This is a genomic window from Pseudomonas sp. StFLB209, from assembly GCF_000829415.1.
Classification (GTDB): Bacteria; Pseudomonadota; Gammaproteobacteria; order Pseudomonadales; family Pseudomonadaceae; genus Aquipseudomonas.
The window spans coordinates 6198616-6210014 of sequence record NZ_AP014637.1 but is presented as its reverse complement, the minus strand read 5'-3'; the positions used below and the strand labels follow the sequence as shown (position 1 = coordinate 6210014).

Below are 11399 nucleotides of genomic sequence, written 5' to 3'. Positions count from 1 at the left end.
TGGGTCAATAAGTCGAGGTTGGTCTGGCGTCTGTCAAGGATGTGGCGGTCTGGCTGCAGGAGGAGGTCATGCGGGCATTGGCCCGGGCACGGTCGGTCGGCGTATTACCGTTGTGTTGCGGGATGAGTCCTTGATTCATAGCGCAAACCTCCTTGAGCAGCTTTTTTGACAGTAAAGCTCATGCAACAGAAAACGTGGAGTTTCTCGTCCGGGTTTTGCCGGCGCTAGAGCGTGTCAAGGCGCCTGATGGCAATATGGCTCAATAAACACGGGGCAACGAGGCCATGGCGCCCGGATAAAAAAATCTTCGAAGCCGCGAGCGCTTTCACTTCGTCCGGGGTCATAAGCAGACCTGTCATGCACCGAACCAAGAGTCGCGGGATAGACAGCAACCTTTGATCAAACACAGGGGAGTGTCATGGCACAACGCAGAGCGATTCTGATTCTTCATGGCAAGCAGTCGCTCAACGAGCAGGTCCGCGATGCGGTTGCCCGCAAGCGCGAGCAGGGGTGGGAGCTTGATGTGCGTCTGACCTGGGAAGCCGGCGATGCCCAGCGGCTGGTTGCCGAAGCCCTGGCCGCCGGTCATCGGCAGGTGATCGCCGGAGGCGGCGACGGCACCCTGCGCGATATCGCCGAAGCGCTGGCGCTCAGTCGTACGGCTGATCAGCCTGTGAGCCTGGTGATTCTGCCGCTGGGCACTGCCAACGATTTTGCCCACGCCGCTGGTGTACCGCTTGAGGTCGATGCAGCACTTGATCTGCTGGACGTTCCGGCGCGCGCCGTCGATCTGGGCGAGGTCGATGGGCGACTGTTTCTGAACATGGCCACCGGCGGCTTTGGCAGCCAGGTGACGGCCAATACCTCCGAAGACCTGAAAAAGGTGCTCGGCGGCGCTGCATACCTGTTTACTGGGCTGACCCGTTTCAGTGAGCTGCATGCGGCCTATGGCGAACTGAGCGGTCCAGACTTTCACTGGGCCGGAGACTTGCTGGCATTGGGCATCGGTAACGGTCGACAGGCCGGCGGCGGTCATGTGTTATGCCCCAATGCGCTGGCCGACGATGGCTTGCTGGACATCAGTATCCTGCCGGCCCCACAGGAACTGGTCGGCACCCTGAAAGGTTTGCTGGCCGGCGGCTTGGGTATCGAGAACATGTTCGTCCGGGCCCGCCTGCCCTGGATCGAGCTCAAGTCAGTCCACGGGCTGGATATCAACCTCGATGGCGAACCCCTCAACTGCCAGCACCTGCGTTTCGAGGCGCGTCATGCTGCCTTGATGGTGCATTTGCCAGCCGGTTCGGCGCTGTTGGGCGACAGTGAGACGCCGTGGCTCAGTCGTCCAGACTGATGATTCGTTCGCGTACGCAGTACAGCACCAGGCCTGCGATGTCGTAGATCTGCAAGCGCTTCATGATTTGCGCGCGGTGGGTCTCGACGGTTTTGACCGACAGGCCCAGGCCCGAGGCAATTTCCCGGGTGGATTTGCCGCGCACGATCAGGCGCAGGATTTCCAGTTGCCGGGCCGTCAGGTTGAGGCTGTCCTGGGTGTTCAGAGGCAGGCTCGGCGTCCCGAGCAACGCCTGATTGATGACGGTGTGGGCAATCGCCGGGCTGAGATAGCGCTCGCCCGCTGCCAGCGCCAGGAGCGCGTGCTGCAGCTCGGTTGCGGTGGTGTCTTTGAGCAGGTAGCCGTGGGCGCCGGTCTGCAAGGCGCGCATGATCAGTGCCGGTTCGGTATGCATCGAGATGATCAGCACTTTGCTGTGCGGTCTTGCCCGCAATAGCTGTTGCAGGGCATCCAGGCCACTGGTCTGCTTCATCGAGATGTCCAGCAGGACGATATCCGGGTCCAGGCTCAGGGCCAGTTCGGGCAGGTGGTCACCGTCAGCGGCTTCGCCGATCACGCTGAAGCCGGGAATGTCGGCAACCATGGCGCGGATGCCGGCACGGATCAGGGAGTGGTCGTCGATCAGTAAGAGTGTGCAGGTCATGATCAGGTCTTGTGCGGGCGGGCCCGTTGCTGGTTGCGTGGGGCCCACGGGAAAACGGCTTCAATACGAGTGCCGACGCCTGGTTCGCTGTGCAGCGACCAGGCGCCGCCGAGCAGGCACGCCCGTTCGCTCATGCCGGCGATACCGCGCTGGTTTTCCTGGGCGGGGCTCAAGGCTGGCTCGAAACCCTGGCCATCGTCCTGAATGAACAGCGACAAGCCGTGGGGCAGACGTTGCAGGCGCACCACCAGGTTGCGTGCCTGAGCATGGCGCAGCATGTTGGTTACCGCTTCCTGGGTAATCCGGAAGGCGGCAACGGCGATCTCTTCTGCAATGCCATTGAGCGGTTGCGGGCAGTCGAAGGTCCAGCGTACCTCGCTGTCGGCCAGGGTGCGTACCAGATGCGAGCGCAGGCTCGCTTCCAGCCCCAGACTTGAGAGCTGGCGCGGATTGAGGATGCTCGACAGGTCGCGGATCTTGTCCAGCGTCTCTTGCAGTGTGTTGTTGAGCAATCGTCCCTGTTCGTGACAATCGTCCGGCAGGCGCCGTTGCAACCAGTCGAGCTGCAGGCGGGCGGCAGTGAGCATCTGGCCGATATCGTCGTGCAGTTCGCGGCTGAGTCGTTGGCGCTCGGTCTTTTGCACCTGCAACATGTGTTCGGCCAGTTCAACAGGGGTCAGGCAAACGTCCTGGCGTGCGCCCAGCTGTGGCAGCCAGAGCAGGATCAAGGTCAGCAGATTGAACAGCAACAACGCGCCGGGCAGTGTCTGCGTATGCCAATAAACCAGTGTGTTGGCGAGGGTGGCGAGCGTCCCGAGTGTGGCTGTCAGCACCAGGGCATAACGGTTGCCCATAGGGCACAAGCGAGAGATCAAGTTGCGCAGGGGTATTAAGGCGATCATTGAAAAGTCTTGGCTGGTGGTCCACGGCGACAGCGACCCAATGGGTGCGCTACAGACAAGCAAACCGTTATCGCAATGCAATACTTAACCGTATTGATGAACGAAGATATGCCTGATATCGAAACCATCGGCAATGCGTTTGTGCTGATTGATAGCGTAAGGCTTATTTGTTGCGTGTGGATATTTTTGTCTGCCCCGCATCAACAACCGGCCCTGGGTGCTGCGCGGGTCTGGTCGGCAAGACGGTTGAGCAGTTCGTGTTGTTCGCTGTCGTCCATGCCCAGCTCGCCGGTCTGCGGGTCAATCAGTTCCAGTTGCCAGGCCAGCAGGCCCAGGCAGTCTCTGAGTGTGCGCAGGGCTTCGTGCTGCAGCATGTCATCACCCAGGCCTTCGAGTTGTTGCTGCAACTGGCCAGCAAAGCTGGCGGTACTGTGCAGTGCTGCGCCGACGGCTTTCTCGGTGAGTGAGCGCAAGGTGCTTTGCAGGCCTTTGATAGCGTCCTTGTCGTTGGCGATCATCTCCAGATGCGCCAGGCAGTCTTCGGAGCGGTCCAGCAACCTCAGGCATTCATCCAGCACCTGGTCATGTCGCTGCTGCCATTGATTACTGTTCAGCATTCTGGGTCTCCGTACTTCATCGATCGCGTAGACAGAGCGCTCGCGGGGAATGCCAGACAGTTAATGTCTATTTCAGCTGAAAGTCTGTAGGGGGATTCTGAATATTGTTCGATGGTGGCTATATGATGTCTATCGGCACGCATTAGCCAGCCAGTGCCGAAAATCTCAGCCGTCGACTTGATCCCTGATGCGCAGGCTTGCTTCATTGCCCCTTGGCGGCCGCGCATGGGGCAGGGCTTGAGCCTGCACGCACAACAACAGCCTGACTCCATTCATGTATTGAGAATGGTGTCACAATAATATCTATTGAATAAGGCGAATATCAGGTTTGCCCTGAGTTGGACTCAGGGTTACCCCTAGCATCAAATTCTTTGATACTTGAAAAAAGATCTGACCCGTAACGACATATATATCGTCAAGGCAGTTGGCAAGGTAAAGCCAGTAAAGCATGATGCTAATATGATATCAATGATCGCCGGCGGTTGTCTGATCAGGTGTCGGGTGGAGTCAGTGGGTTGCCATTTCGCGATAAAGCCCGGGTGCACAGGCTAAGGTCTGAGCGGCTTCGGCCGATACACCGGGCAGACGTATCGTCATTAACGCTTCAGGAGTTCTACATGGCTGGCATTCTCGACACAGTGGATCAGCGTACCCAGTTGGTGGGCGAGAACCGCCTGGAAATCCTCATGTTCCGGCTGGCGGGCCGCCAGTTGTTTGCGATCAACGTCTTCAAGGTTCAGGAAGTGCTGCAACTGCCCAAGCTGACGCTCATGCCACAACGCCATTCGTTCGTCTGTGGCGTGGTCAACCTGCGCGGCCAGACCCTGCCGGTTATTGACCTGTCGCAAGCGATCGGCATGCGGCCGCTGGTGCCGGGCCCGAACAGCACGATTATCGTCACTGAATACAACCGCTCGGTGCAGGCGTTCCTGGTGGGCGGCGTGGACCGCATCATCAACATGAATTGGGATGCCATCATGCCGCCACCGGCCAGCGCCGGTCGCCAGCACTACCTGACGGCAATCAGCAAGGTCGACGACCAACTGGTCGAAGTCATCGATGTCGAGAAGGTGCTGGCCGAGATCGTGCCCTACAACGCCCGGGTGTCGACCGAAAAGCTTGAGGATCCGATTCTGGAACGCGCCAAGGGTCTGGAAATTCTGTTGGTGGATGACTCCAAGGTCGCACTCAACCAGTTGCGCGATACCTTGTCGCAGCTCGGCATCAAGCTGCATACCGCCAGCAATGGTCTCAAGGGGCTGAACATGCTCAAAGCCTGGGCCGACACCGGCCAGGACATGAACGAGAAGCTGCTGATGGTGTTCACCGACGCAGAGATGCCGGAAATGGACGGATACCGACTGACCACCGAGATTCGCAACGACCCACGGCTCAAGGGCTTGTATGTGGTGTTGCACACTTCGCTGTCGGGCAGCTTCAACGAATCGATGGTCAAGAAAGTCGGTTGCGATAACTTCCTGTCCAAGTTCCAGCCGGACAAGCTGGTCGATGTTGTTCGTGAACGGTTAGTGATGGTGTACGGCTGAGGCCAGTGTAATCTGTGGCCTGAACTCCACCAGGAACAGGCCATGTTGCAACTGAGTGCGCTTTACCGCTATCCCTTGAAGTCGTGCAAACCCGAGGTGCTCGACAGCGCTGCTTTCGATGCCTTGGGGCTGGTTGGCGACCGGCGCTGGATGCTGGTCGATGCCGCTACCGGGCGTTTTCTCACCCAGCGTGCATTGCCGCACATGTCGCAGTTGTCGGTGCTGTGGAATGCCTCTGGCGGCGTGACATTCTCAGCGCCAGGCTTCACGGCGCTTGATGTGGCGTTGCCTGAAGACCGGGCCGATAACCTGCGCGGTGTCACCGTATGGCGTGATAGTTTGCAGGTGCCGGACGCCGGTGACGAGGCGGCCGAGTGGGCCAGTGCCTTCATTGGCAAACCAGTGCGGGTGGTGCATGTCCCTCAGGCCCGTGCACGCTGGCTGCCCGATGGTTACGGGACGATCGACGACAAAGTCGGGTTCGCTGATGGTTTTCCGCTGTTGCTGATTGGTCAGGGGTCTCTGGACGACCTCTCTGCGCGTATCGGTCGGCCGCAGGAGATGCTGCGCTTTCGACCCAATCTGGTGATCAGCGGCGCTGAGCCTTATGCCGAAGACAGCTGGAAGCGCATCCGCATCGGCGAACTGGAATTGCGGGTACTCAAGGCCTGCTCGCGCTGTGTCCTGACCACCATCGACCCCGCCACCGGCCAGCGCAGTCCCGATCGCGAACCGCTCAATACCCTCAAGAGCTACCGTCTGATCGAAAACGAAATCCTGTTCGGGCAAAACCTGGTCAGCGATGGCGAAGGACGGCTGGAGGTGGGGATGCGGGTGGAAGTTCTGGAGTAGGAGCGGGGCCGTTGTGGCGACCACCGCTCTCTCATCAAACAAATCACAGCCAATTGATTTTTAATGCTTATCTTGTAGGAGCGGCCGGGCGGTGATCCGCTTTGGCCGCGAAAGGCTTCGCAGCTAAAGCGGCTCCTGCGAGGCGCCGTGTTTGCAGTACGACAGCCCGGCCGGTTCTACAAATCGTCAAAGAATCGTTCGTGCCAGTCCACCAGCGGCTGCGGGTTATTCAGCTTCTGGCCGTAGATCACCGAGTACGACAACACGTTCTGCACATACTGGCGCGTCTCGTCGAACGGGATGCTTTCCACCCAGACATCGAATGCCAGGTGGTTGGCACCCTTGAGCCACTGACGCACCCGTCCTGGACCTGCGTTGTAGGCCGCCGACGCCAATACCCGGTTGCCGTTGAACTGCCCGTGCACCTGGCTCAGAAACGCCGCGCCCAACTGAATATTGGTATCGGGGTTAAACACCTGTTGCGGTGAGGCCAGCGGAATATTGAAGCGTTTTGCGGTCTCTTTGGCCGTGGCCGGCATCAACTGCATCAGGCCACTGGCGCCCACGCCGGAACGGGCGTCGTCCATGAACGCACTTTCCTGACGGGTGATAGCAAATACCCAGCTCGAATGCAGGCCCCGCACTTTGGCTTCGCGCACCAGCGTGTCGCGATAAGCCATCGGGAAGCGGATATCCAGATCATCCCAATATTTGGCCTGGCTGATGGTGCGGATTGCCGGGAAGTACCATTTCAGGTCATAGGCCAGTTTGGCCTGGGCAACCATTTCGTCGCGGTTGAAATGCCGGCTGACGTGATACCACTCGCGCCGGCCATCGACGATCTCGCCGCGATTGTGAAATTCCAGCGCACGGCGAATGCCGGGGGTGTTGCGCACCTTGTTGATCGTGGCCTGGCTAAGAACCAGCGGTTTGTTGTTCAGCTGGTACGGGCTCTGGGTGCGGTCGGCGGCCAGAAAACCATAGAAGTCCCGTTCTTGCGCGACTTGTTTGTACAAGGCCGGAATTTGCGGGTTGCCCGGTTGCGCCAGCTCTAGCGCACGCGCTTCCCAGTAGCGCCAGCGGTTGGTGTCGGCCAGGTCGGCCGGCAGGCGGCGTGCCAGGTCATAAGCTTCTTGCCAGCGCCCCAGGCGCAACAGCAGGCGCATGCGCCATTCGCTGACGGTGTCATCGTGCAGGTCAGGGTCGTAGCGGCTCATGATCTCCAGTGCCCGGTCGTCATAACGACGCGCCAGGGTCAGGCCAATCTCCTTGGCGATCTCGACCTTTTCTTCTTTGGAGAAGTGCATTGTGGTGGCGTAGCTGTCGAGCATCGCCAGGGTTTTCGGCGGATCCTGGCGGGCCAGGCGCCGCAGACCGAGACCGACCACATCCGACATGGCTTCGTCCACCGGCCTGAACTGCGCCGGGTTGTCGAGCATTTCCGGTTTCTGCGCCACCGCCAGCAACAGCTTGCCCTGCGGTGCCAGCGAATTGAGGCTGTTGACCAGTGTGGTTGCCAGGCTGTAGTTGCGTGCCTGGGCGGCCAGCTTGGCGCGCTGCCAACGCTTCTGCTCGGTCAATTGTCCGGCAGCGGCCCACTGGGCGAACAGCGTATCGCACGAGCCTGGCAGGCTCTTGATGGTCATCCACAGTTTTTCTGCGCTGGCGTAGGCTTCGGCGCGCTGACCATTGTTGATCTGGTACTGGCCGTACAGGCAGTCCAGCTCGGTGAAATTCATCTTTTCATCGTAATACTTGACGAAGGTCTGCCAGTCACCGCGCTCGGCCAGCCAGCGCAGCCAGCGCAATTTCATCCAGTTGGCCTGGGGCAGGTCGCCGTGCTCGGCGAGAAACTTTTCTATTTCGGCGTTGCTGGCGCTCTTCAGACGGGCGGTCAGTTCGTCGTATTCCAGATACGGTTGCAACGGGTAGTCGGCCAGCGCTGCTGCAGAGCGCATGTAGGGGCCGGTGTCGCCTTTGGCCAGGGCTCTCTTGGCCTCGTCATAGAGTTTGCGCTGTTGGGTGATATCCGCTGCCTGGACCTGCATGGCAGCGGTTGCGGAAAGAAGCAGACAGGATACTAGGCTGAACAAACGACCGCGCATGGGACTTCCGGGCTGTTGAGTCGTGAAAAGTGCCGTTACTTTAGCCTTTTGCCTGCTTGGGTTGAAAGTGGCGCGACTGCCTGTGACGTGTCCGGAAATAATTACCGGGGGTGCAAGCGAGTCATTTCGTCCTGCTGCCGACAGCGGGACTCTATCTCGGGTAGAATGCGCGCCCGGTTTTTGGAGAAGCTCATGACCCTGCTCAAATTCAGCGAAGTGTCCCTTGCATTCGGCGCCATGCCGTTGCTGGACAAGGTCTCCTGGCAGATCGCCCGCGGTGAGCGGGTGTGCATCATCGGCCGCAATGGCACAGGCAAATCCAGCATGCTCAAGCTGGTCAAGGGCGTTCAAAAGCCCGACGACGGCAGTATCTGGCGCGCACCTGGCCTGAAAATTGGCGAGTTGCCTCAGGAGCTGCCGGCGGCTGATGAGCGCACCGTGTTCGATGTGGTCGCCGAAGGCCTGGACGGGGTTGGCTCGCTGCTGGCTGAATATCACCATCTGGCCCAGAACTGCGTCACCGAAGACGACCTGAACAAACTCATGCATGTTCAGCAGGAGCTGGAAGCCCGTGATGGCTGGCGCCTGCAGCAGGTGGTCGACAGCACCCTGAGCCGCCTGCAGTTGCCGGCTGACAAGACCCTGGCCGAGTTGTCCGGTGGCTGGCGCCGTCGGGTGCTGCTGGCTCAGGCGCTGGTCTGCGAGCCTGACCTGCTGTTGCTCGACGAACCGACCAACCACCTGGATATCGGTGCGATTGCCTGGCTCGAAGAGGCACTCAAGGACTTCCAGGGCGCGGTCTTGTTCATCACCCACGACCGGGCCTTCCTGCAGAGCCTGGCGACCCGCATTCTGGAGCTTGATCGCGGCGGGCTGATCGACTGGAACGGCGACTACGCAAGTTTTCTGGTGCACAAGGAAGCCATGCTGGCCGCCGAAGAAACCGCCAATGCGCTGTTCGACAAGCGTCTGGCTCAGGAAGAAGTCTGGATTCGCCAGGGGATCAAGGCGCGGCGCACCCGTAACGAAGGCCGTGTGCGTGCGCTCAAGGCGTTGCGTGTCGAGCGCAGTGAGCGTCGTGAACGGACCGGCAAGGCCAATATTCTGATCGAGTCGGCGGAGAAATCCGGCAAGCAGGTCATCGTGCTGGAAAATGTCAGCTTCGCCCATCCGGGCGGTCCTGAGCTGGTCAAGGACTTCTCTATGGTCCTGCAGCGCGAGGACCGGATTGGCCTGTTGGGTGCCAACGGTACCGGCAAGACCACCCTGCTCAAACTGATGCTGGGCGATCTGCAGGCGACCGGCGGTGACGTGCAGACAGGGACCAAGCTTGAGGTCGCTTACTTTGACCAGTTGCGCCATCAGTTGGATCTGGAAAAGACCGTCATCGACAACATTTCCGAAGGTCGCGACTTTATCGAGATCGACGGCCAGAATCGCCACGTACTGAGTTACCTGGGCGATTTCCTGTTCAGCCCGCAGCGTGCCCGCACGCCGGTCAAGGCGCTGTCCGGTGGTGAGCGGGCGCGGCTGTTGCTGGCCAAGCTGTTCAGCAAGCCGGCCAACCTGCTGGTGCTTGACGAGCCTACCAACGACCTGGACGTTGAAACCCTGGAGTTGCTCGAAGAGGTTCTGTCGAACTACAAAGGTACCGTGTTGATGGTCAGCCACGACCGGGCCTTCCTGGACAACGTGGTCACCAGTACCCTGGTTTTCGAGGGCGGTGGCAAGGTCCGTGAGTACGTCGGTGGCTACCAGGACTGGTTGCGTCAGGGCGGCTCGCCACGTCTGTTGGGAGTGACTGACAGCAAGTCAGGCAAATCGGAACTCAATAGTGCTGTGGTCGCACCCAAGCCAACAGCAAGCGCTGCACCGGTGCAGGCCGCACCAGTGGCGAAGAAAAAGCTCGGCTACAAGGAGCAGCGCGAACTGGAGGCCTTGCCTGGCCGGATCGACGAAACTGAAACCCGCTTGGCGGCGTTGAACGAGCAAATCACCCAGCCGGCGTTCTATCAGCGGCCGTCTACCGAGGTCACGGCGGTACTGGCCCAGGTCGAGACGGTCCAGGCTGAGCTGGATGCGCTGTTGGAGCGCTGGGCTGAACTGGACGACTGACAGGCGGGCAGGGCGCGCCACAGGGCGCGCACCTGCCAGACTGCGTCAGGCGCGTTGCAGTATCAGTCCTGCTTGTTCAGGCGTACTGCAAGCACATCACAAGGCGCACCGTGCAGCACGTCATTGGCTGTAGAACCCAGCAACAGGGCCAGGCCGTGGCGGCCGTGGCTGCCAACGACGATCAGGTCGCAGCCGTGCTCCTTGGCCAGTTTGTGGATTTCCTGGCGTGGCTGGCCATAGGTCAGGTGGCTTTTGCCGACCAGAACTTCCGGGTATTTCTGTTTGATAAGGTCCAGCTTCGCCTGGGCCTGGTCAAATTGCTGCTGCTGCAACTGGGACAGGTCCATCGGCACGTCGCCACCAAAGGCCATGGCCATGGGTTCGACGATATGCACGAAAGATAACGTGGCACCGCTGGCCTGGGCCAGCAGGCGAGCGCGCTTGATGACCGGGTCGCATTCGTCGGTCAGGTCTATGGCGACCAAAATGTGTTGATACGGCATGAGAGTAACCTCCGGAACAATGCGTTGAAGCCAGTATGGCCTTTTCGCGCCCGTCTGGGCAGGCCTTCTAGCGGCCGTTTTATTAATGATTGTTATCTGGTCTGGATAGCGCGGGGGCAAGAAATATGACGGGCTGGATCATTCTGTCAATCATTTGTGTGATGCTCAGCCCGCTGGTGTGGATGCTGCCATCACGCAGACAGAGCACAAGAATGGCGCTGCGCCTTGAAGCACGGCGCCTGGGGCTGGGTATGCAACTGGCACGGGAAGAGTGGCCGCACTGGTTGCTGCGCGAGCCGCCTGGTTCCTGCGCGCAGTATCACTGCCCGCGCCGGTCGGCAGAATCTGGCCAATGGCAATACTGGCAAACCGAGCCGGGGACGTGGGTCAATCGCTGGCGTGAGCCTTGCGCGGATGAGCGGGTCATGGCCCATTTGCAAGGGTTGCCGGGCGATGTCTACAAGGTCGAGGTGGATGCCCGGATGCTCTCCCTGTACTGGGGGGAGCGTGGCGATGCTCAAGTGTTGCAGCATATTAATGAGGCGATGAAGGCGCTCGCCCGGCTCTGATCGTCGCCCATAAAAAAGCCCGATAGTCATATCGGGCCGGGGGTGGCCAGGCAGGCCGGTAATTCTGTGGGCTGACGGTGCAATGCCGTGGTTGCAGTGCCTCGAACGGTCATCGCTTCAGCGCTGGCTGAACTCTAGCCGCTTTGCTCCGTTTTGTCGCTTTCTTTCCTTACTATTTATTGCTGTGAACCATGA

11 protein-coding genes are annotated in these 11399 nt (G+C 59.9%); 5 read left to right on the top strand and 6 right to left on the bottom strand.

Translation table 11 applies throughout. The annotated features are described in order from the left end of the window. Positions 1-4: 4 nt before the first annotated feature. On the bottom strand, positions 5-139 hold the full coding sequence (locus tag PSCI_RS30025) for a hypothetical protein (protein WP_257106889.1): 135 nt from the start codon (positions 137-139) through the stop codon (positions 5-7). A 279-nt stretch (positions 140-418) separates the two neighbouring features. On the opposite strand from PSCI_RS30025, the gene yegS reads away from it, so the two are divergent. After that, a complete protein-coding gene (yegS, locus tag PSCI_RS27565) occupies positions 419-1351 on the top strand; it encodes a lipid kinase YegS (RefSeq protein ID WP_045493344.1) in 933 nt (310 codons plus the stop codon). Here yegS and PSCI_RS27560 read toward each other — a convergent pair. The 3 genes from PSCI_RS27560 to PSCI_RS27550 all read right to left on the bottom strand — a co-directional run bounded on the left by PSCI_RS27560 (position 1335) and on the right by PSCI_RS27550 (position 3513). Further along, positions 1335-1994: a response regulator gene (locus PSCI_RS27560; protein ID WP_045493341.1), complete on the bottom strand. Its 660-nt coding sequence runs from the start codon at positions 1992-1994 to the stop codon at positions 1335-1337. The genes yegS and PSCI_RS27560 overlap by 17 nt on opposite strands. A gap of 2 nt (positions 1995-1996) precedes the next feature. Then, entirely contained in the window at positions 1997-2896 is a 900-nt protein-coding gene (locus PSCI_RS27555; RefSeq protein ID WP_231906537.1) for a sensor histidine kinase, read from the bottom strand. A gap of 200 nt (positions 2897-3096) precedes the next feature. After that, entirely contained in the window at positions 3097-3513 is a 417-nt protein-coding gene (locus PSCI_RS27550) for a hypothetical protein (protein ID WP_045493335.1), read from the bottom strand. A gap of 617 nt (positions 3514-4130) precedes the next feature. Here PSCI_RS27550 and PSCI_RS27545 point away from each other — a divergent pair. Then, complete coding sequence (locus PSCI_RS27545) at positions 4131-5060, top strand: chemotaxis protein CheV (RefSeq protein ID WP_045493332.1); 930 nt, start codon at positions 4131-4133, stop codon at positions 5058-5060. Positions 5061-5102: 42 nt separating this feature from the next. Next, on the top strand, positions 5103-5912 hold the full coding sequence (locus PSCI_RS27540; protein ID WP_045493329.1) for an MOSC domain-containing protein: 810 nt from the start codon (positions 5103-5105) through the stop codon (positions 5910-5912). Between the two features lie 176 nt (positions 5913-6088). On the opposite strand, the gene PSCI_RS27535 is transcribed toward PSCI_RS27540, so the two are convergent. Continuing rightward, entirely contained in the window at positions 6089-8017 is a 1929-nt protein-coding gene (locus PSCI_RS27535) for a transglycosylase SLT domain-containing protein (protein WP_045493326.1), read from the bottom strand. A 192-nt stretch (positions 8018-8209) separates the two neighbouring features. Here PSCI_RS27535 and PSCI_RS27530 point away from each other — a divergent pair, with 192 nt between their 5' ends. Further along, positions 8210-10132 (top strand): ATP-binding cassette domain-containing protein, encoded by a 1923-nt coding sequence (locus PSCI_RS27530; RefSeq protein ID WP_045493323.1) that lies wholly within the window; start codon positions 8210-8212, stop codon positions 10130-10132. Between the two features lie 62 nt (positions 10133-10194). Here the strand turns inward: PSCI_RS27530 and PSCI_RS27525 are convergent, their stop codons facing one another. Then, a complete protein-coding gene (locus tag PSCI_RS27525) occupies positions 10195-10635 on the bottom strand; it encodes a universal stress protein (protein ID WP_045493321.1) in 441 nt (146 codons plus the stop codon). Positions 10636-10760: 125 nt separating this feature from the next. On the opposite strand from PSCI_RS27525, the gene PSCI_RS27520 reads away from it, so the two are divergent. Beyond that, on the top strand, positions 10761-11204 hold the full coding sequence (locus PSCI_RS27520; RefSeq protein WP_045493318.1) for a hypothetical protein: 444 nt from the start codon (positions 10761-10763) through the stop codon (positions 11202-11204). Positions 11205-11399 lie beyond the last annotated feature (195 nt).